This window comes from Paracoccus sulfuroxidans, from assembly GCF_007830335.1.
GTDB lineage: Bacteria > Pseudomonadota > Alphaproteobacteria > Rhodobacterales > Rhodobacteraceae > Paracoccus > Paracoccus sulfuroxidans.
The window spans coordinates 253,177-274,467 of sequence record NZ_VLKU01000001.1 but is presented as its reverse complement, the minus strand read 5'-3'; the positions used below and the strand labels follow the sequence as shown (position 1 = coordinate 274,467).

The window sequence follows — 21,291 nt, the reverse complement described above, 5'->3', positions numbered from 1 at the left end:
ATGAACGACGATACCCGCCAGCGCAATTCCGACGAGGCTGAGCTTCTGGCCTTTCGACTGGGCGACCAGGAGTTCTGCCTGGACATCATGTCCGTACGCGAGATTCGTGGCTGGACCAAGGCGACTCCCCTGCCCTTCACGCCAGACTATGTAAAAGGTGTCATCAATTTGCGTGGCACGGTGCTGCCTGTTCTGGATCTTTCGGTCCGGCTGGGCATGGAGCCTGCAGAGCGAAACGAACTGAACGTCATCATCGTCGTCAGTGTCAACAACCAGACTTCGGGCCTGCTGGTCGATGCCGTATCGGACATTTTGACCCTATCGGCAAAGGATCTGCAGACCCCTCCCGGCATCGGCCAGGACCGTATCACCTCCTGTATCAAGGCGCTCACCCTGTTCGAGAACCGCCTGATCCGCGTGCTTGACCTCTCGCAGGTTCTGCCGGGCAATATGGCAGAAGTCGCATGAACAAGCCTGTGATCAGAGCTGCTGATCCCGACGACATCCATTATCGGAACATTGCCGCGCTGGTCTATGCAGAGGCAGGGATCGTCCTTGGACCCGAAAAATTTGCATTGATTCGCGCAAGGCTGAGAAAGCGGATCTCTACCACCGGCTGTCGTGATATCGCATCCTATGCAGGTCTTCTGGCCACTCCCGCCGGGCAGCCGGAACTGCCCGAGTTGATCTCGGCCATCACCACCAATGTAACGCATTTCTTTCGCGAAAGACGTCACTTTCAGACATTGGCGACCGAAGTCGTTCCAGCCTTGCGCGATGCCGACCGAAGCGAAATCCATGCCTGGTCGGCGGGTTGCTCCAGCGGGCAGGAGCCCCTCTCGATCGCCATGGCAATTCATGAGGCCAGCGGCAATATGGGTCCGCGCCCGACTATTGTCGCCACCGATATCGACACCAAGATTATTTCACGCGCACGGGCGGGCCTCTATTCACCTGAGGAAACCTCAAGTCTGTCGGCTATTCAGCGCGAAAAATACTTTCATCGCACTCCCGACGGCTTCAAGGTCATGGAAAACCTGCAGCGGCAAGTTCAGTTCACTACCATGAACCTGCTCGGCCATTGGAACATCCGCGAAAAACTCGATGTCATCTTCTGCAGGAACGTTGTGATTTATTTTGACCTGCAGGCACAACTCGCACTCTGGCAGCGCTTTTCGCAGCGCCTGATGGAGGGTGGTTGGCTGTTCATCGGCCACTCTGAACGCATTCCTGACCCCGCAAAACTGGGGCTGGAATCGGTTGGAAACACGACCTACCGCAAAATTCACGGCTGACTGGAAGCATTCCCACATGAGTCTTAAAGAGCAACTTCACATCATGATCGTGGACGACATGTCGACCAGCAGAGGTCTGATCGCCCAGGCGCTGGAGGCAATTGGAATTCGCAATATCTATCAGGCGTCTGACGGGACCGCTGCGATGGCCGAGCTGGCGCGGCGGCCGGTTCATCTGGTGCTGTCGGATTTCAACATGCCGGGAATGGACGGGTTGCAGCTTCTCCGCTCGCTCCGATCCACGCCGAAGACCCGGGGCACGGGCTTCATTCTGATCACCGGTCGAGCCGACAAACAGATCATCGATCAGGGCAAATCCCTTGGCATGAACAACTTCATCAAGAAACCTTTTACTGCGATCGAACTGAAAGCCTGCCTGGAAGCTGTCGTGGGCCGATTGTGAGCGAAGGCAATAACGCATCAAAAATCAATCATCCTGCGCTGCTTGCTGCAGAATTCACCCGACTTCACCAGACCTGCCTGAGCCTTCAACTTATCGTGGGGCAGATGATGCAGCAAAGATCGCAGTTTCTGCTGGCCAGCCACCCGGACGACTTGTTCGGCCTAAACGAGGTGATGGCCATACAGTCGCTGGATGAAATGACCCAGGTGATTGCAGAGTTCGAAAAGCTCTTTCAACACATGTCCATGACGGCCGGACCCAGCACAGGCCATATGCTGCAGGTGGCAATTGTGAACGGCATCGAACTTCACTCACTACGTCAGCGATTGCTTAAGGGAGACGACGCTGCCGCCGATGACGAGGATGACATCTTCTTTGAGCATCGCGGGACATGGTGAATTGGAGCCAAGACGCAAATGTTTGCGTAGGGCAGATCCGTTCAGGCTTCCGCCGAGGGAGGAGGCAGTTTCGGATGATAGCAACCAACGCGCTTCCAACACATAGAAGCGTCACAGACCAGAGTTTGGCTAGGCTGTCACGGACGAGACAGTTGGTTGATACCGCCGTTGGTCTCCGCATCAAATGCCGCCTAGCCAAGAAAATGAGCTTGCAGAAAAGCATTCGGAATTCAGATCAGACGCAATCAGATCAACGACGTCAGAACCTGCGTGAACAATCATGTGCCGCAAGTTACGAGGCGGCTTGCGATCCAAAGACCCGCATCACCTGCCTTGCGAAACCCGACGCACATCACCCCTCCGCATAATCCTTGAGGTTCTGAATCTGAACGGTCCACCCCTCGAAGTTCTGCTCAAACGCCTTGTGCCGCAATGCGTCCGGCAGATCCTCGAAACCTGTTTCCACGACCGTCGCCCGCGTCCCCCCGTTCTGCGATTGCAGGCTGAACTCGACATGGGTCATCACGTCGTCCGCTTCGCTCGTGCCATCCCCATGAGGCCAGCAAAAAATGAACTGATAGGGCTTGATCCGCTTGATCACCGCATGCCATCGAACGCCTTCCTGCCCGGGATAAACCATGATCCCCGACAAGGGCTGGCCGGGCACGAACGGCCCCTCAAGTTCGACCCGAAACCATTGGCCGAACTCGCGGAAATCCGTAAGCGCGCGCCAGACGCGGTCGATCGGGGCAGAGATTTCGATGCTGATCTCGATTCGCTCGTCCATGGGAATCCCCTCCCCGAGTTGCGTTGTGCAGCCAGCCGGTGCCAGTCGGCCCTTGCCATCAGTTCGCCAATCATAGCGCCGATCACGCGACAATTCGACGAAGGGATCAATCACAACGGTGGCATCGCTGCAGCGCCATTGAACGCGACTGACACCGACGATAGCCTGAGCTCAAACTTGTTCGATGGAGGCACAGATGACCGCAGCTCAAAGTTGGGAAGCCCGCGCTGAGGAATACTCGCTTTACGGGTTCACCGACATGCCCTCGGTGCATGAACGCGGCACGGTCGTCCTGACGCATGGCGAAGGGCCCTATATTGTCGACGTGCACGGGCGCCGCTATTTGGACGCGAACTCGGGCCTTTGGAACATGGTGGCGGGTTTCGATCACAAGGGGCTGATCGACGCGGTGAAGGCGCAATATGAGCGTTTCCCCGGCTATCATTCCTTCTTCGGTCGCATGTCCGACCAGACCGTCATGCTGTCGGAAAAGCTGATCGAGGTTTCGCCCTTCGACAGCGGGCGGGTCTTTTACACCAACTCGGGATCCGAGGCGAATGACACCATGGTTAAGATCCTGTGGTTCCTGCACGCCTCTGAAGGCAGGCCGCAGCGCCGCAAGATCCTGACCCGTTGGAACGCCTATCACGGGGTGACGGCGGTCTCGGCCTCGATGACTGGCAAACCCTATAATGAGGTTTTCGGCCTGCCTCTGCCTGGCTTCATCCACCTGACCTGCCCGCATTACTGGCGCTTCGGCGAGGAGGGCGAGACCGAGGAGCAATTCGTCCAGCGACTCGCGAAAGAGCTGGAAGAGACGATCCAGAAGGAAGGCGCTGACACCATCGCGGGCTTCTTTGCCGAGCCGGTGATGGGCGCGGGCGGTGTGATCCCGCCAGCCAAGGGCTATTTCCAGGCGATTGAGCCGATCCTGCGCAAATATGACATCCCTCTGGTCTCGGATGAGGTGATCTGCGGCTTCGGGCGCACCGGCAACACCTGGGGGGCCCAGACCTACGGCTTCACGCCGGACGCCATCATCTCATCGAAGAACCTGACGGCTGGTTATTTCCCGATGGGTGCAGTCATCCTGTCGGGGCCGCTTGCCCAGCGGGTGCAGGATGCCATCGAACGGATCGAGGAATTCCCGCATGGCTTTACCGCCTCGGGCCATCCGGTCGGCTGCGCGCTGGCGCTCAAGGCCATCGACGTCGTCATGAACGAGGGGCTGGCCGAAAATGTGAAACGCCTCGCCCCCCGGTTCGAGGCGGGTATGAAGGAACTGGCCGAGAACCCGAACATCGGCGAATATCGCGGTGTCGGCTTCATGTGGGCGCTTGAGGCGGTCCGCGACAAACCGACCAAAACCCCCTTCGACGCCAGCCTTTCCGTCAGTGAGCGGATCGCCAATGCCAGCACCGATGCGGGCCTGATCTGCCGTCCGCTGGGGCAATCCATCGTGCTTTGCCCGCCCTTCATCATGACGGAAGCGCAGATGGATGAGATGTTTGACAAGCTGAATTCGGCCCTGAAAAAGGTCTTTGCCGAGGTTGCCTGACAGAAGTTGGGCGGGTCAGAAGCTGTCGAACCCGCCCAGCACGCCCCGCGCCATCTGGACACGCTGCGGCGCAAGCCCCTCGGCTGCGGTGAAGCCCAGCAGGCGCTCATCGCTTTCCATCAGGAAATCCAGAACGAAGACCAGAAACTCGGGGCGTGCGGCCATTTCGCGCAAGGCGGCCGCATCGGCCCCTGCCTGATAAAGCAGCGCCGAAATCAGCTCGGTGTCCCCGGCAATATGGTTGAAACCAGCCAGCGCGATGTCGCGCGCTTCATTCTTGGTCATCGGAACCTCTGGAGTAAGGCCAGGTCGGGCGTTGAAACGGGTCTGTCGGAAACGGTTCGTTAACTTTCTTATGCGAACGTCCAGACACTGAAAGCAACAGCGCGGGACATAGACGCATGACGACGCGGATACTAGTCGCAGATGGCCTGCCCGCCAATCGGCTTGCGATGAAGTCGCGGCTGGTCTCGGCCTGCTATCAGGTTTCGACCGCCTCGACCGGGCAAGAGGCGCTGCGTTGCGTCACCATGGAGCGCCCAGATGTGGTGCTGATCGGGGCGGATCTGCCCGACATGCTGCCGACGGCGCTGTGCCGGATGCTGCGCAACAGCTGGGAGGGCGCGAAGACGGCCATCCTGATGTCGGCCCGCAGCAGTGAGCGGGTGGCGGCACTGCAGGCCGGCGCGTCCGCGCTGATCGACCGGCATGAGGATGAAATCACGCTGATGGCGCAGATCCGTGGCCTCATCCGCAACAAGGAGGCGGCAGAGGTGACCGGGCTGGCCGAGCCTGCGGCTGGTTTCGATCATCCCGTGCGCCCGAAAGCCGTCTTCGTCTCGGACCCGCCGTCCTCGGCCTTTGCCTGGCGTCAGGCGCTGCACGGCAGGGTCGATTTCTCCATCGCGATTGCCGATCCCGAAAAGGCGCTGGCGACGACGGCGGCCGAACAGCCGCCCGATCTTTATCTGATCGCGGTGGATCTGCGCGAACCCGAAGGCGGGATGCGCCTGATGGCGGAATTGCGGGCCCGCCCCGCGTCGCGCGACGCGGCCTTCGTGATGGTCCTGCCCCCCGGCCAGCAGGAAAAAACGGCGATCGCACTGGACTTGGGCGCGGGTGACGTGCTGCCCGCGAACTTCCTGTCGTCTGAGGCGATTGCCGAAGCGGCGGTGCGTCTGGAAACCCAGCTGGCGCGCAAGCAAGAGGCGGACCGGATGCGCCTTGAAAAGCAATGGGATCGGTTTTGCGCGATTCGCGATCCGCTGACCAATCTCTTCAACCGCCGCTACGCCGAACCTCGGCTTGAGGAAATTGCCGTCCAGGCTCTGCGCAATCGTGCGAGCTTTGCCGTGCTGCTGATGGATGTGGACCATTTCAAGCGGGTGAATGACATTCATGGACATGGCGCGGGCGATGCGGTCCTGGCCGAGATCGCGCTGCGTCTTGACCGGATGCTGCCGCCCGACGCGCTTCTGTCGCGTTTCGGCGGCGAGGAGTTTCTCATGGCGCTGCCGAACTGCAATGAGGACGAGGCGCTGCGCATCGCCGATCAGATGCGTGGGGCGATGTCATCCCGCCCGGTGGCGCTGCCCGACAGCGCCCGAGAGAGCGAGCTTCTGGTCACCATCTCGATTGGCGTGGCAGTCGCCGCTTCGGACAAATTGACGCATCAACCACAGCATCACCGCCTGCTGGACTGTGCCGACAAGGCCTTGCTGCAGGCCAAAAGTCAGGGTCGAAATCAGGTCTGCCTCGCACGGCAAGCCATTGACGCATATTGACAACATTCGTGACCCATTTGGCCGATCATCGCGCGCCAGCTGGCCGACCTACGGCTGCGCGCGTCCCGAATTCCGCCTGACCACCACCCTTGCACGACTTTCGCGGCGCTTTTCTTTGAACCCGAATTCGCCTAAATCTACGGGATCAAAAAAGGGAAGCGCACATGTCCTATGTTGATGACGATGCGGAAGCCAACAAGCGCCCAATGAAACCCGCCATGCTTCGTGGCGCGGTTGGCCGTTGCCCGTCCTGCGGCGAAGGCCATCTGTTCCGTGGCTATCTTGCCATCAACCCCACCTGCGAGCATTGCGGCGAAGAGCTGCACCATCAGCGCGCCGATGACGGCCCCGCCTATCTGACAGTGCTGATCGTGTCGCATCTGGGTGCACCGCTGTTGATGGCGATCTATATGATGTACCGCCCCTCGCCCATGACCATGTTCATCTGGTTCTCGATTGGTGCCATTGTCCTGTCGCTGGCGCTGCTGCGCCCGATCAAGGGCGCGCTGATCGGTCTGCAATGGGCCCGGCGGATGCACGGCTTCGGTCGGGCCGAACCGCAGCCCGAGGCACAGCCTTCGTGAACAAATCAGCCCCCAGCCCCAATGGCGATGACACCCCGACCGCGACCACCGTGCCGATCCGCGATGCGGCGACTGTGATCGTCCTTGATCGAACGGCTTCGGCGGGCCCGTCGGTGTTGATGGGGCAACGGGGCGCGGGGGCTGTCTTCATGCCGTCGAAATTCGTCTTTCCGGGCGGTGCGGTCGATGCCGAGGATGGCGACGCCGAACTCGCCCGCCCTCTGGCGGGGGAAACGGCCCGCCGCCTTGCCGCCGAGCCGCGCGAGAATGTCTCGACTGCGCCGGAGAAGATTGCCGCCGCCGCCTTGCGCGAGCTGGCTGAGGAAACCGGCCTCACGACCGGATCAACCGGACCTGCGCCTGCAGGCTGGGAAATGTACGAACGTGCGGGGCTTGCGCCCGACCCGTCCGGCCTGACCTATATGTTCCGCGCGATCACGCCGCCGGGTCGTCCGCGCCGCTTCGATGCCCGCTTTCTGGTTCTGGACGCGGGCTGCATCAACGGTGATATCCACGATTTCAGCGGCGCCTGCGATGAGCTGTCGCATCTGCATTGGGTGCCGATTGCCGAGGCGCGCGCGCTGGATCTGCCCTTCATCACCGAGGTCGCACTGGCCGAGCTTTCCGCGCTGGTCCGGCTGTCGGGCGAAGGACCGCTGGCGGTGCCGCCCTCGGTCCCCTTCTTTGACAACCGCAGCAATCAGCCTCGGTTCATGCGGATCGACTGATCATTCGCCGGTGAAATCGGGCGCGCGTTTTTCCAGAAATGCGCGCACGCCTTCGTGGAAATCACGCGTCTGGCCCAGTTCACCCTGCAGGCGCGCCTCAAGCTGCAACTGTTGGGCAAGGTTGTTCGATCCCGACAGCCGCACGGCCTCGCGGATCGCCAGAAAGGCGCGCGTCGGGCCGTTTGCCAGCGCCGCCGCACGGGCGCGGACCACGCCTTCGTATTCCGCGTCGGGTACCGCTTCCCAAATCATCCCCCAATCCGCCGCTTTCGAGGCCGGGATCTTGTCCGCGAAAAGCATCATCCCCATGGCGCGCGCCGATCCGACCGAGCGCGGGACAATATGCGTACCGCCCGCATCCGGCATCAGGCCGATGCGGGTGAAGGCCTGAATGAAGCTCGCGCTTTCGGTCGCGATCACCACATCAGCGGCCAGCGCCAGATTGGCCCCGGCCCCTGCGGCAACCCCGTTCACCGCCGAGATCACCGGCACCGGCGCATCTGAGATCGCCGCCAGCATCGGCTCGTATTCGTCGCGCAGGGTCTTTTCCAGATCGATCCCCTCGCGCGCATCCGTCAGGTCCTGCCCCGAGCAGAAGGCCCGCCCGATCCCGGTCAGCACCACACAGCGCGTCGTCGGCGAAAGATTGGTCATCGCCTTGACAATCTCCCGCCGCATGACCGAATTCAGAGCGTTCATCACGTCCGGACGGTTCAGCGCCAGCCGGCCAATGCCATCAACTTCGGTAAATTCGATTGCCTGAAAGCTCACGCTGCTGACCTCATCTGTTCAAATTCCGCCCGATCCTGCCGAAGCCTGACGGTCGGGAAAAGCCCGACCTCGCGTCAATCGCGCATGATCCGGTCCAGCCGGGCACGCTCTTCCTCGCTCAGACGGTCCTGTGGCTCATCGCTGCGGCTGCGGACCCGCAGGAATTGCCAGCCGATCAGAATACCCAGCAGAGCCATGATCGGACCCGACAACCACAGCACCCAGTTGATGCCCTTGGCGGGCGGATCGAACAGCACCTCCTCGCCGAAACGGTCGGTGATGGCCTCCATCGCGACTTGATCGCTGTCGCCAGCGACCAGACGTTCGCGCAGGTAAAGCCGCAGATCGCGGCTGATCGGGGCGTTTGATTCGTCGATGGTTTCGCCCTGACAGACCGGGCAACGCAGCGCCTTCGAGATCTCGCGCGCCCGCGCCTCAAGCGCGGGGTCAGAGAGCATCTCATCGGGCTGGACAGCGAAAGCGGGTGATGCGGCGGCCAGCGCCAGACAGAGGATCAGGACCCGCATCGTCATTCCGCCGGATGTGCGAGGCGCGATTTGCGCGCGGCCCCCGCCGCGACGCGGTAGCGCCGGTCGGTCAGGCTGATGACGCCGCCCAATGCCATCAGACCCGAGCCGAGCCAGATCCAGAGGGCGAAGGGCTTGATATAGCTGCGCACGGCCCAGCCGCCGCCCTGCTGGGCATCGCCGATCACCAGATAGATGTCCTTGAAGGCCGAGGAGCGGATGGCAGCCTCGGTCGTGGGCATCGCCTGCACCGGGTAGAAGCGCTTCTCGGGCGTCATCGTCGCGATCAGCTTGCCGTCCCGTTCCACCCGCATGGTGGCGAAGGTCGAGGTGTAGTTGGGGCCGGGCACTTCCTCGACATCGACCAGCGTGATGTCATAGTCCGCGACCTGGAAGGTCTCGCCTTCACGGGCGACGCGGATATCCTCGACCTGCCAGGCGGTCAGCAGGCTGACGCCGATGAAGGTGACGCCCAGGCCCGCATGCGCGATGGCCTTGCCCCAATCGGCGCGCGGCAGACGCGCCAGACGTGAAAGCCCCGAGTTTCCGGTCCGCTGCCACAGATCCACCGCCGAGCCCGCGATCAGCCAGGAGCCAAGCCCCGCGCCGATGACCGCCATCGAGGAATGGCCGGTCGAGACGGCAAAGACCAGCAACATGACCGCCGCCGCGAACAGCAGGGCATTGCGCAGGGGACGCAGGGTGCGACCGATCTGCGCGCGCTTCCACGGCATGATCGAGCCGAAGGGCAGCACGATGGCCAGGACGATCATGAAGGGCGTGAAGGCCTTGTTGAAGAAGGGCGGGCCGACGGCCAACCGGCGGTCCCAGAACATCTCGGCCGCGAGTGGCCAGACCGTCCCGATGAAGACCACGAAGCAGGATACCGCCAGCAGGATGTTGTTCAGCACCAGCGCCCCTTCGCGCGAGACCGGGGCGAACGCGCCCTTCGCCTGCATCGCGGTGGCGCGGAACGAATATAGGATCAGCGAGCCGCCGACGAAGAAGGCGAGGATGCCCAGAATGAACTGCCCCCGCTCGGGGTCGTTGGCGAAGCTGTGGACCGAGGTGAGAAGGCCCGAACGCACGATGAAGGTCCCGATCAGCGAGAAGCCGAAGGCCATGATCGCCAGAAGGATCGTCCAGCTTTTCAGCGCCTCGCGCTTCTCGACGACGATGGCGGAATGCAACAGGGCGGCGGCGATCAGCCAGGGCATGAAGCTGGCGTTCTCGACCGGGTCCCAGAACCAGAATCCACCCCAGCCGAGTTCGTAGTAAGCCCACCAGGAACCAAGCGCGATGCCGATGGTCAGGAACATCCAAGCGGCCAGCGTCCAGGGGCGCACCCAGCGGGCCCAGGCGGCGTCGACCCGGCCCTCGATCAGCGCGGCAACGGCAAAGCTGAACGCCATGCTGAGCCCGACGTAGCCGAGGTAGAGGAACGGCGGGTGGAACGCCAAGCCGGGATCCTGCAGCAACGGGTTCAGGTCGCGGCCGTTGAATGCCGGATTGTCGATGCGGGTGAAGGGGTTGGAGGTGAAGATGATGAAGGCATAGAAGGCCACGCCGATCGAGGCCTGCACCGCCAGAACCCGCGCCCGCAGCCGTGGCGGCAGGTTCGCGTCGAATGAGGCTGCGGCCGCGCCGAACAGCGCGAGGATCATCACCCACAGCAGCATCGAGCCTTCATGGTTCCCCCAGACGCCCGAGATCTTGTAAAGCAGCGGTTTCAACGTGTGCGAGTTGTCATAGACCAGCTTGACCGAGAAATCCGAGGTCACGAAGGCCACGGTCAGACAGGCAAATGAGATGCCAACCAGCCCGAACTGCGCCAGCGCCGCCGGGCGTCCGGCCTCCATCCAACTGGACCAGCCCTTCGAGGCACCGAACAGCGGCACGATCATCTGGAATACCGCCACCGCGAAGGCAAGTATCAGGGCGAAATGGCCGATTTCCGCGATCATGGAACCTCCGCTGGGTTAAGGCCGCCAGAATAGCGACCGCATGGCAGGCATGCCAGCCCTCCATGCGGACCATAGTGTCACATGCCCGACAGCAGAGAAACCTCAGCGCGACTGCGCCCGCCAGTCCCGCAGCGCGGCATTGTCGGCATAGCCGTCATTTGCACCGGGATCAGGGGCGATTTGCTGAGGTTCTTCGGCCTCATCCGTGCCCGAGGCTTTGCGGAATGTCGGCCGCCCGCGGAAATAATGCGCCTCGCGCGCGCCGAAATAGAAGCTGATGATTGCGCCCAGAAGCCACCACAAGGGCTCGGGCACCAGGTTCAGGTTTTCCATTCTCACCCCGAAACCGATGGGTTCCACCATCGCATAGACGAAAAGCCCGACCGTCCCGATGGTCAGCATCGGGCGCGGCAGGCGGTTGAGGCCGTTCATCAGCCCGTCGAACCAGCCGCATTTCTGCGCGGCGAACTCGGCCCCGTGCTGCGCGATGGCGCGGGCATAGGCTTCCTCGTCCAGCTCCATTCGGCGGGTGGCGTTCTGGGTGAAAACCTCAGCCATGCCGCTGGCGGCGTTGGTGACAGCCGTGACCGCCGCCCCCGCGCCCAGAAAACGATCCATCACGCCCATTTTGCCACCCTTTGCCGATGCTCGACCGCCGTGAGGTGGTAGGGCGATGAGATGAATTCCTCCGCACGGGTGATCCAGCCGCCTTTGCCGCCGGATTTGCTGCGCGCGTATTTCCGGCTGGCGGGGCGCGCATCGGCCAGCGCGTAGTAATAGTTGCGCCGCGCGATCCCATAGGCATCGGCCAGATGCCGGGGCGCCGCCGCTGCAGCCTGATTGGCGGCCAGAATGGTCTGCGGCCCGATCACGCCGTCATCCTGCGCCGGAAACCCCATGCGAGAGATCAGCCGCTGCAGGATCTTGACCGCATTCGTCCCGGCGTTGACATACATGTCAAAGACCGAGGCCTGAACGGCCACCGGCAATTCGCCCAGTTTCGGGCGGCGGAAGTAATGTTCCAGAAAGATCGCCGCCGCATCGGCACGGGTCAGCGCCTGAACGTCGCGGGCATCGACCCGCCCGTCCTTGGTCTTGTCGATCCCCAGCCGCCGCAGCGTCGCCAGCGTCACGCCATATTTCGTGGCGCCACCCGGATCGTCGGGGTCGTTGACGTAGCCCCCTTCACGCGCGACGATCTCGGCCGCGATCATTTCGACTGATTTCATCTTAAGCCCCCTCTGACAATGAGAAGGAAGCTGAAGAAATCAGGTTAACCTTCTGTTAACCTTGCGCGCGTTGCGGATCAGCCGTTCGGGTCCTCATAGACGCCCTGCTCTTTCAGCGAGTTGATCACCTCGCGCGGCATGTAATTCTCATCATGCTTGGCGAGGATTTCCGAGGCGACGAAGGTCTCGCCCTGCATGCTGCCAGTGCCGATCATGCCCTGACCTTCAGCGAACAGATCGGGCAGCACGCCGGTGAAGCGCACGGGCACCGTCGCGCCGCCATCGGTCACGCTGAAACTGACCGTCTCACCCGAGCCGCGCACCAGCGTGCCTTCGGCCACGAGGCCACCCAGACGGAAGACCTCGCCCGTCGCCGGAGGCTCGGTCGCAAGCTGGCTGGGCGAGCGATAGAGGTTGATCCCGTCGCGGAAGCCATAGCCGATCAGCCCGGCGGCAATCACCAGCGCCACGACCGCCGCGACGATGATCTGAATTCTGCGTTTTTTCTTAAGCGATTTCATGTCGTAATTTCTAATTCTTTATGCAGCTTCGAACTTGATCGGCTGACGCAGGAACTGCGTGGCCTTGCCCGAAACGCGTTCGGGATCGCCGGTGGTCAGAAAGCGCGACACCGTGCCCTCGCCCATGAACTCCGGCCTGCGGTTCAGGTAATCCTCAAGGCTTTCGGCCACAAGATCGGCCTGCGAATAGACGGCGACATCGGGGCCAAGCGCCTTCTGGAACGCCGCCTGCATCAGCGGGTAATGCGTGCAGCCCAGAATGGCCGCCTGCGGATGCGGCATGCGGCGCTTGAGCGCCTCGACATGGCTGGTGACCAGCGCCTCGGCCAGAAGCTCATCGCCCTGCTCAATCGCGTCGACGACACCGGCGCAGGGCTGCGCCTCGACATCGACGCCGATGGCGCGGAAGGCCAGCTCGCGCTGGAAGGCCCGGCTTGCGACGGTCGCGGGCGTGGCAAACAGCGCCACATGCTTGATCGCGACCTCGCGCGGCGGCGTATTGTCACCCCAGCGACGCTCGGTCAGCGCCTCGATCATCGGAACGAAGACGCCCAGCACGCGCTTGTCGGAAGGCAGCCAGGTTTCCTGCATGCGTTTCAGGGCGGCGGCCGAGGCGGTGTTGCAGGCGAGGATCACCAGATCGCAGCCCTCCTGCCACAGACGCTCGACCCCGGCGCAGGTCAGGTTGAAAATGTCATCGGCATCGCGAACGCCGTAAGGCGTATGGGCATTGTCGCCCAGATAGACCAGCGGCAGGTCGGGCATGCGCGCGGCGATCCCGGAATTGACCGTCAGCCCGCCCAGTCCCGAGTCGAAAACGCCAATCGCCATGCTGCTCTCCCCTATTCTACGGGGCCTGTTTTAGGCGGCGGTCGGCTGAAAATCTATCCATTAGTGGTTGTAGTGCCTGACGAAGCGGTGATCGCCGAACCGGGACCCGCCACGCGGGTCGATCAAATGGCCGTGACAGATGCTGCGGCAGCGAAATCCTCGGCAGTCATTTCTCCCATCCGCAAAGGGATTTGCCGGGTTCCGCCGCACCGCAACACACAGCGCGACAAAATCACCCGACCGATGCGGTTTTTTCATTTGGAGTTCCTATGTTGAGCGAAAACCGCTATGTCGTAAGCGTTGCAATAAATGCATGGCAGATGCCCCGAGAAAGCAAAGATAATGGATTGGGATAAGCTCAGGATTTTTCACGCCGTTGCCGACGCGGGCAGCCTGACCCATGCGGGTGATGTGCTGCACCTGTCGCAATCTGCCGTCAGCCGGCAGATCCGCGCGCTTGAGGATTCGCTGGGCACGACCCTGTTCCACCGCCATGCGCGCGGGCTGATCCTGACCGAACAGGGAGAGCTGCTGTTCGAGGCGACCGCCGCCATGGTCCGCAAGCTGGACACCACCGCCGCCCGCATCCGCGACAGCGAGGAACATGTCTTCGGCGAGCTGAAGGTGACCACGACCACCGGCTTTGGCACGCTGTGGCTGGTCCCGCGTCTGGCCAAGCTTTATGCGCAATACCCCGATCTCAAGGTCGATCTGATGCTGGAAGAGCGGGTACTGGACCTGCCCATGCGCGAGGCCGATGTCGCCATCCGCATGAAAGAGCCGAACCAGCAGGATTTGATCCGGCGCAGGCTGCTCAATATCCGCATGCGGCTTTATGCCACGCCCGAATATCTACAGCAGACCACCCCGCCCCGGCGGATCGAGGATCTGACCGCCCATCGGCTGATCTGCCAGAACCCGCAGACCCCGCAGGTCAGCTCGGGCGCGCTGCTGGCGAAGATGCTTCTGGCGCAAAGCCTCAACTCGACCCTGATGGTGAACAATTACTTCGGCGTCCTGCAGGGTGTGCTCAGCCATGTGGGCATCGGCATCCTGCCCGATTACGTCACCGCCGACTTCCCTGATCTGGTCCGCGTGCTGCCCGATATCGAGTCGACCGAGGTGCCAGTGTTCCTGGCCTTCCCCGAAGAGCTGCGGACCTCGCGCCGCGTTACCGCCTTCCGCGATTTCGTCGTCGAGGAAATCAACGCGACCCGCAAGCAGCAGCAGGAAAGCGAACTGGTCTGACAGGCCATTCCGAAAACGCATAGCCGCCATGTCCGACAAATCGGCTTTGTGTCTTGAACCGTTCCTGTGCTGCTCATATCTGAGGCAGCGAAGGGGATGATATGAGGAAACTCTCATCAACTTCACCTCCCTGTTGGACTTGGGCCGGGCGTAATGCCCGGCTTTTTTTTGCCCTCACGAACGGCGCTTCGCAGGTGGCCGCAAATCCCGCTTCGCGCGATTGTCACGCGCGCGTCAGACTGCCTCTTTCCTAATCTGCACGCTCCGCTTAAAAGGCCGTAATTTCCGGGGAAAGGGCGCATCATGGACGAACCCAAGATCAACGACGAACTGATTGCGGCGCATGGCCTGAAGCCGGACGAATACCAACGCATTCTGGAAATCATCGGCCGCGAGCCCAGCTTCACCGAGCTTGGCATCTTCTCGGCCATGTGGAACGAGCATTGCTCCTATAAATCCTCGAAGAAATGGCTGCGCACCCTGCCCACCACCGGCCCGCAAGTGATCTGCGGCCCGGGCGAGAACGCGGGCGTCGTCGATATCGGCGATGGTCAGGCCGTGGTCTTCAAGATGGAAAGCCACAACCACCCCTCTTACATCGAGCCGCATCAGGGCGCCGCGACCGGCGTCGGCGGCATCCTGCGCGACGTCTTCACCATGGGCGCGCGTCCGATTGCCGCGATGGATGCGCTGAGCTTTGGCCGTCCCGAGCACCCCAAGACCGCCCATCTGGTTAAGGGCGTCGTCGAGGGCATCGGCGCTTACGGCAACGCATTCGGCGTGCCGAACGTCGGCGGAGAGGTGCGGTTCCACGCCTCTTATGACGGCAACTGTCTGGTCAACGCCTTCGCGGCGGGCCTCGCTGATGCCGACAAGATCTTCTATTCCGCCGCCTCGGGCATCGGCATGCCGGTGGTTTACCTCGGTGCAAAAACCGGCCGCGACGGTGTCGGCGGTGCGACCATGGCTTCGGCAGAATTCGACGACACGATCGAGGAAAAGCGCCCCACCGTTCAGGTCGGCGACCCCTTCACCGAGAAATGCCTGCTGGAAGCCTGCCTTGAGCTGATGCAGACCGACAGCGTCATTTCCATTCAGGACATGGGCGCGGCGGGTCTGACCTGCTCGGCCGTGGAAATGGGCGACAAGGGTGGTCTGGGGATCAAGCTGATCCTCGACAACGTGCCGCAGCGCGAAACCAATATGACCGCCTATGAGATGATGCTGTCGGAGTCTCAGGAACGCATGCTCATGGTGCTGAAGCCTGAAAAAGAGGCCGAAGCCCGCGCGATCTTTGAAAAATGGGACCTCGATTTCGCCATCGTCGGCGAGACGATTGCCGAGGACCGCTTCCTGATCCTTCACGGCAATGACGTGAAGGCGGATCTGCCGCTGTCGAAACTGTCCTCCAGCGCGCCCGAATACGACCGCCCCTGGGTCGAGACCCCGGCGGCGGCGGCTGCCCCCGCCCTGCCCGCGATCACCCCCATCGCGGCGCTAAAAGCGCTGATCGGCACGCCCTCCTACGCCCATAAATCCTGGGTCTGGGAGCAGTATGACACGCAGGTCGGTGCCGACACGATCCGTCGCCCCGGCATCGGCGCGGGCGTCGTGCGCGTCCACGGGACCGGCAAGGCGCTGGCCTTCACCAGCGACGTGACGCCCCGCTACGTCAAAGCGAACCCGTTCGAGGGTGGCAAGCAGGCCGTGGCCGAGGCATGGCGCAACCTTGTCGCCGCCGGCGCAACGCCACTGGCCGCGACCGACAACCTGAACTTCGGCAACCCCGAAAAGCCCGAGATCATGGGCCAGCTGGTCGGCGCGATCAAAGGCATCGGCGAGGCCTGCCGCGCGCTCGACTTTCCGATCGTCTCGGGCAACGTCTCGCTTTACAACGAAACCGACGGCAAGGGTATCATGCCCACGCCCACCATCGGCGGCGTCGGCCTGATCGCCGCGCTGGATCAGATGATCGCGGGCCTGCCGGTCGAAGGTTGCAGCGCCATCGTCATCGGCCAGACCGAGGGTCACCTTGGCCAGTCGGCACTGGCCGCCGAGGCCTTCGGGATCGAGGCCGGTGACGCGCCGCACGTTGATCTGGTGGCTGAGCGCAAGCATGGCGAATTCATTCTGGCTCAGCGCGCGCTCTTCGCCTCCGTGTCCGATCTGTCGGATGGCGGGCTGGCTCTGGCAGCTTTCGAGATGGCCGAGGCCGCGGGTCTGGGCGTCACGCTGGAAAGCAGCGACATTGCCCAGCTTTTCGGCGAAGATCAGGCCCGCTATCTGGTCGCCTGCACGGCCGAAAATGCGCCGAAGCTGCTGGCCGCCGCCAAGGCTGCGGGCGTCCCTGCCGCCACGGTCGGTCAGTTCGGCGGCGACAAGGTCGCTTGCGGCAGTGACGCGGCTTCGCTTGCGGACCTCTCTGCGCTTTATCGCAGCAGCTTTGCGGAAAAAATCGGCCTTCTGGCCGACTGATCCCTGCCGGATGTGACGAAACAGCCCGCCATCTGAAAAGATGGCGGGCTTTTCGCATTCTCACTGTCCGCGTTCTGCGCGCGCTACTGCTTCAACAGGCCTCCGCCGCCGGACGTCGGGTCCGAACGATGGACGGGTGAGGGACAGGCGCAGCGCCTGCCCCAATCTTGGATCAGCTGCAGCCGCTGGTTCCGCCGCAGGTGTTGCATTTCATGCAGGTGCCGTTGCGAACCAGCGTGTAATTGCCGCATTCGCCGCAGGGATCGCCCTCATAGCCCTGCATCCGGGCCTTTGCGCGCAGATCGACCGCCACAGTCGACAGGCTCGCCGTGCTGGTCACAACGTTGCCATCGCCGGTGGTCCGGATCGCCGAGGCCGCGACCCCCGCCATCAGATCCTGCGGCAGGCGCTTGCGCAGATAGCCGGTCGAGCTGATCTGCTTCAGCATCTCAAGCGAGCGCGAAGCCCCCTCGCTGACCGGCGCGACATTGGGCTCATTGGAGGTCACACCCTCGCCCAGATCGTCGAAGCGCGCGCCCTGCGGCTGTACATGCGCCAGATCCGTGCGGTCCAGATAGCTGACGGCCAGTTCGCGGAAAACATAATCAAGGATCGAGGTCGCATTCTTGATCGAGTCATTCCCCTGCACCATCCCCGCCGGCTCAAACCGGGTGAAGGTGAAGGCATCGACGAACTCCTCCAGCGGCACGCCATATTGCAGCCCGACCGACACCGCGATGGCGAAATTGTTCATCATCGCCCGGAAGCCCGCGCCTTCCTTGTGCATGTCGATGAAGATCTCACCCAGCGAGCCGTCGTTATACTCGCCCGTGCGCAGATAGACCTTGTGCCCGCCGATCAGCGCCTTCTGCGTATAGCCCTTGCGTCGCTGCGGCAGCTTTTCGCGGTGGTTGCGCACCATTTCCTTGACGATGATGCGTTCGACCACCTTCTCGGCGATGATGGCGGCCTTTTCCTGCGGGCTGCCACTGGCCAGCACCTCTTCGGCCTCCTCATCATCCTCGACCAGTGCCGAGGCCAAGGGCTGCGACAGTTTCGAGCCATCGCGGTACAGCGCATTCGCCTTGATCCCCAGCGACCAGCTGAGTTCATAGGCGGCCAGCGCATCGGCGATGCTGGCCGAGTTCGGCATGTTGATCGTCTTCGAGATCGCGCCCGAAATGAAGCTCTGCGCCGCGGCCATCATGCGGATATGGCTGTCGACCGACAGATAGCGGGTGCCGCGCTTGCCGCAGGCATTGGCGCAGTCAAAGACCGGATAATGCGCGGGGCTGAGGAAAGGCGCGCCTTCCAGCGTCATCGTGCCGCAGACATGGTCATTTGCCGCATCGATCTGCGCCTTCGTGAAGCCCAGATGCCGCAGCAGGTCGAAGCCCGGATCGTTCAGCTTCTCGGCCGGGATGCCCAGCGTCTGGCGGCAGAACTCTTCGCCCAGCGTCCACTGGTTGAAGACAAAGCGGATATCGAAGGCCGAGGCCAGCGCCGCATCCACCTTCTCCAGCTCTCGCGGGCCAAAGCCGTGCCCGGTCAGGCTGGCGTGGTTGATGCCCGGGCAGTTGCCAAGGCTCGCATGGCCCACGGCATAGGCGATGATCTCTTCGATCTGCGCCGATCCATAGCCAAGCGCCTCAAGTGCTGCCGGAACCGAGCGGTTGATGATCTTGAAATAGCCGCCGCCTGCCAGCTTCTTGAACTTCACCAGTGCGAAATCGGGCTCGATCCCGGTGGTGTCGCAATCCATCACCAGACCGATGGTCCCGGTCGGCGCGATAACGGTCGCCTGCGCATTGCGATAGCCGTTCTGTTGCCCCAGCTCCAGCGCGCGGTCCCAGGCCTCGCGTGCCATGGCAACCAGCCGGGCGTCCGGGCAATTCGCCGCATCCAGCGCGACTGGCGCGACGTTCACCGCCTCATAGCCCGCGCTGCCATGCGCCGCCGCGCGATGGTTGCGAATGACGCGCAGCATATGCCCGGCATTGCGCGCATATCCCGGAAACGCCCCCAACTCGCCCGCCATCTCGGCCGAGGTCGCATAGGACACGCCCGTCATCACCGCCGTCAGCGCACCGCACAGAGCCCGACCCTCATCCGAGTCATAGCCAAGACCCATGGTCATCAGCAGGCCGCCGATATTGGCATAGCCCAGCCCCAGGGTGCGGTAGTCATAGCTCCGCTGCGCGATTTCCCGCGACGGGAACTGCGCCATCAGGACCGAGATCTCCAGCGTCACCGTCCAAAGCCGCGTCGCATGGACGTAACCTTCGGCATCGAACCCAGCATCGCTCCAGAAGGAAAGAAGGTTCATCGACGCGAGGTTGCAGGCCGTATCGTCAAGGAACATGTATTCCGAACAGGGGTTCGAGCCCCGGATCGCGCCATCTGCCGGGCAGGTGTGCCAGGCATTGACCGTGTCGTGAAACTGGATCCCCGGATCGGCACAGGCCCAGGCGGCATGACCCACCTGATCCCACAGCTCGCGCGCCTTCAGCGATTTCGCGACCTTCCCATCCGTGCGCCGCAGCAAGGCCCAATCGGCATCCTCACGCACCGCCCGCAGGAAGGCATCTGTCACCCGCACCGAGTTGTTCGAGTTCTGCCCCGAAACCGAGACATAAGCCTCCGAGTCCCAATCCGTATCGTAGGTCGGAAACTCAATCGAATCAAATCCCTGACGTGCATATTGCAGAACCCGGTTGACATAGGTCTCGGGGATCATGGCGCGTTTCGCGGTCCGGATCGCGCCCTTCAGCGCCTCGTTTTTCACAGGATCGGTCGCATCCACAACCGTCCCGTCCCAGCCCCGGATCGCGGCAAAAATCTCATTGAGCTTCTGCTCATGTATTTTCGAGCCCGCAACCAGCGAGGCGACCTTCTGCTCCTCAATGACCTTCCAGTTGATGAAGGCCTCGATATCGGGGTGATCCATATCGCAGATCACCATCTTTGCGGCCCGCCGCGTGGTCCCGCCCGACTTGATCGCCCCGGCAGCCCGGTCACCAATCTTCAGGAACCCCATCAACCCCGAGGATTTGCCGCCACCCGACAGCCGTTCTCCCTCGCCGCGAAGGCTGGAAAAATTCGTCCCCGTGCCCGAGCCATATTTGAACAGCCGCGCCTCACGGACCCACAGGTCCATGATGCCACCCTCATTCACCAGATCGTCACTGACCGACTGGATGAAACAGGCATGGGGCTGCGGATGCTCATAAGCGCTTTCCGATTTCACCAGCTTCCCGGTCCGGTAATCGACATAAAAATGCCCCTGCGAGGGCCCGTCGATGCCATAGGCCCAATGCAGTCCGGTATTGAACCATTGCGGCGAATTCGGCGCGGCCATCTGCCGGGCCAGCATGAAACGCATCTCATCATGATAGGCGCGGGCGTCTTCTTCGTTGGAAAAATACCCACCCTTCCAGCCCCAATAGGCCCAGGCGCCCGCCAATCGGTCGAACACCTGCCGGGCCGAAACCTCGCCCAGATAGCGCTCCCCCTCAGGCAGCGCCGCCAGCGCCTCCTCATCGGCGACCGAGCGCCACAGGAACTCCGGCACGCCCTTTTCGCGCACCCGGCGCAGCCGTGCGGGCACGCCTGCCTTGCGGAAGTACTTCTGCGCGATCACATCCGAAGCGACCTGGCTCCAGCCTTCGGGGATCTCGACGGCCTCGTTGCGAAAGACCACGGTTCCGTCGGGGTTGCGGATCTCGCTGGTGGTCGTGGTAAACGCCATCTCGCCATAGGCACCCGCGCTTTCACTGGTAAATCGGCGCTCGATCCGCATCGTTCCATCCCTCGTTCCGTATGCCAGTCTGCGCTGGCTAACCATGGCCATGCGCCATCCATGCGCCCCAATTGGGGGCGTCGGGGACCAGGGGTCCTTCGGGAATGGCAGCACATCAGACGATCACTACATCTGGTAGGTCACCGTCAACGGGATACAAAGTGCCGCATTCGTGAGCGTCTGGCAAGCAACTTGAAAAGACCCGGGCACAGGAGGCAGGGCCTCCGAAATCTCGACAAACCTTTAGATAGACGGGTTTTTCACCTGTGACCGGGCCATGTTACGCGCAGCATAGGTTGCAGTGCCTTAACCAAAATTCTTGTGGATAAGTCATCAACTATAGGTTGTGTTGCGTGCGCTCCGACCCGCCAGATAAAGGATTAACCGCC

The 21,291-nt window shown here is 62.4% G+C and carries 20 protein-coding genes; 10 read left to right on the top strand and 10 right to left on the bottom strand.

Annotated features, from left to right (window positions below; genetic code table 11):
• The 4 genes from IQ24_RS01335 to IQ24_RS01320 are packed head-to-tail and all read left to right on the top strand — an operon-like array spanning position 1 to position 2,096.
• On the top strand, positions 1-468 hold the full coding sequence (locus IQ24_RS01335) for a chemotaxis protein CheW (RefSeq protein ID WP_145395909.1): 468 nt from the start codon (positions 1-3) through the stop codon (positions 466-468).
• Positions 465-1,295, top strand: a complete 831-nt coding sequence (locus IQ24_RS01330) for a CheR family methyltransferase (protein WP_145395908.1) — start codon at positions 465-467, stop codon at positions 1,293-1,295. The genes IQ24_RS01335 and IQ24_RS01330 overlap by 4 nt, the downstream gene beginning before the upstream one ends.
• Before the next feature lie 16 nt (positions 1,296-1,311).
• Positions 1,312-1,698 (top strand): response regulator, encoded by a 387-nt coding sequence (locus tag IQ24_RS01325; RefSeq protein ID WP_145395907.1) that lies wholly within the window; start codon positions 1,312-1,314, stop codon positions 1,696-1,698.
• The gene (locus IQ24_RS01320; RefSeq protein ID WP_145395906.1) at positions 1,695-2,096 is read left to right on the top strand and encodes a hypothetical protein; all 402 of its coding nucleotides are present in this window, start codon (positions 1,695-1,697) and stop codon (positions 2,094-2,096) included. Before IQ24_RS01325 ends, IQ24_RS01320 begins: the two co-directional genes overlap by 4 nt.
• Before the next feature lie 352 nt (positions 2,097-2,448).
• On the opposite strand, the gene IQ24_RS01315 is transcribed toward IQ24_RS01320, so the two are convergent.
• A complete protein-coding gene (locus IQ24_RS01315; protein ID WP_145395905.1) occupies positions 2,449-2,997 on the bottom strand; it encodes an SRPBCC family protein in 549 nt (182 codons plus the stop codon).
• Between the two features lie 82 nt (positions 2,998-3,079).
• Here IQ24_RS01315 and IQ24_RS01310 point away from each other — a divergent pair, with 82 nt between their 5' ends.
• Positions 3,080-4,441 carry an aminotransferase gene (locus IQ24_RS01310; protein ID WP_145395904.1) on the top strand — a complete coding sequence of 454 codons (1,362 nt, stop codon included), beginning with the start codon at positions 3,080-3,082 and terminating at the stop codon, positions 4,439-4,441.
• A 15-nt stretch (positions 4,442-4,456) separates the two neighbouring features.
• On the opposite strand, the gene IQ24_RS01305 is transcribed toward IQ24_RS01310, so the two are convergent.
• Entirely contained in the window at positions 4,457-4,726 is a 270-nt protein-coding gene (locus tag IQ24_RS01305; protein ID WP_145395903.1) for a DUF3572 domain-containing protein, read from the bottom strand.
• Positions 4,727-4,842: 116 nt separating this feature from the next.
• Here IQ24_RS01305 and IQ24_RS01300 point away from each other — a divergent pair, with 116 nt between their 5' ends.
• From IQ24_RS01300 to IQ24_RS01290, 3 genes are all read left to right on the top strand, one after another.
• Positions 4,843-6,225, top strand: coding sequence for a diguanylate cyclase (locus IQ24_RS01300; protein ID WP_145395902.1), 1,383 nt, complete (start codon positions 4,843-4,845; stop codon positions 6,223-6,225).
• 164 nt (positions 6,226-6,389) lie between these two features.
• Positions 6,390-6,809 carry a DUF983 domain-containing protein gene (locus IQ24_RS01295; RefSeq protein WP_145395901.1) on the top strand — a complete coding sequence of 140 codons (420 nt, stop codon included), beginning with the start codon at positions 6,390-6,392 and terminating at the stop codon, positions 6,807-6,809.
• Positions 6,806-7,537: an NUDIX domain-containing protein gene (locus IQ24_RS01290; protein ID WP_145395900.1), complete on the top strand. Its 732-nt coding sequence runs from the start codon at positions 6,806-6,808 to the stop codon at positions 7,535-7,537. The genes IQ24_RS01295 and IQ24_RS01290 overlap by 4 nt, the downstream gene beginning before the upstream one ends.
• On the opposite strand, the gene IQ24_RS01285 is transcribed toward IQ24_RS01290, so the two are convergent.
• The 7 genes from IQ24_RS01285 to IQ24_RS01255 form a co-directional block, all read right to left on the bottom strand.
• A complete protein-coding gene (locus tag IQ24_RS01285; RefSeq protein ID WP_145395899.1) occupies positions 7,538-8,308 on the bottom strand; it encodes an enoyl-CoA hydratase-related protein in 771 nt (256 codons plus the stop codon).
• A gap of 74 nt (positions 8,309-8,382) precedes the next feature.
• Complete coding sequence (locus IQ24_RS01280; protein ID WP_145395898.1) at positions 8,383-8,835, bottom strand: cytochrome c-type biogenesis protein; 453 nt, start codon at positions 8,833-8,835, stop codon at positions 8,383-8,385.
• 2 nt (positions 8,836-8,837) lie between these two features.
• Positions 8,838-10,799 carry a heme lyase CcmF/NrfE family subunit gene (locus tag IQ24_RS01275; protein ID WP_145395897.1) on the bottom strand — a complete coding sequence of 654 codons (1,962 nt, stop codon included), beginning with the start codon at positions 10,797-10,799 and terminating at the stop codon, positions 8,838-8,840.
• Positions 10,800-10,901: 102 nt separating this feature from the next.
• Complete coding sequence (locus tag IQ24_RS01270; RefSeq protein ID WP_242007856.1) at positions 10,902-11,426, bottom strand: holin family protein; 525 nt, start codon at positions 11,424-11,426, stop codon at positions 10,902-10,904.
• A complete protein-coding gene (locus tag IQ24_RS01265; RefSeq protein WP_145395896.1) occupies positions 11,417-12,028 on the bottom strand; it encodes a holin-associated N-acetylmuramidase in 612 nt (203 codons plus the stop codon). Before IQ24_RS01265 ends, IQ24_RS01270 begins: the two co-directional genes overlap by 10 nt.
• Before the next feature lie 77 nt (positions 12,029-12,105).
• Entirely contained in the window at positions 12,106-12,549 is a 444-nt protein-coding gene (gene ccmE / locus IQ24_RS01260; protein ID WP_145395895.1) for a cytochrome c maturation protein CcmE, read from the bottom strand.
• Between the two features lie 18 nt (positions 12,550-12,567).
• Entirely contained in the window at positions 12,568-13,380 is an 813-nt protein-coding gene (locus IQ24_RS01255; protein WP_145395894.1) for a glutamate racemase, read from the bottom strand.
• A gap of 342 nt (positions 13,381-13,722) precedes the next feature.
• Between IQ24_RS01255 and IQ24_RS01250 the strand changes: the two genes are divergently transcribed.
• Positions 13,723-14,628 (top strand): LysR family transcriptional regulator, encoded by a 906-nt coding sequence (locus IQ24_RS01250; protein WP_145395893.1) that lies wholly within the window; start codon positions 13,723-13,725, stop codon positions 14,626-14,628.
• A gap of 303 nt (positions 14,629-14,931) precedes the next feature.
• Positions 14,932-17,103: a phosphoribosylformylglycinamidine synthase subunit PurL gene (gene purL / locus IQ24_RS01245; RefSeq protein WP_145395892.1), complete on the top strand. Its 2,172-nt coding sequence runs from the start codon at positions 14,932-14,934 to the stop codon at positions 17,101-17,103.
• Between the two features lie 172 nt (positions 17,104-17,275).
• Here the strand turns inward: purL and IQ24_RS01240 are convergent, their stop codons facing one another.
• Positions 17,276-20,902, bottom strand: coding sequence for a vitamin B12-dependent ribonucleotide reductase (locus tag IQ24_RS01240; RefSeq protein WP_145395891.1), 3,627 nt, complete (start codon positions 20,900-20,902; stop codon positions 17,276-17,278).
• Positions 20,903-21,291 lie beyond the last annotated feature (389 nt).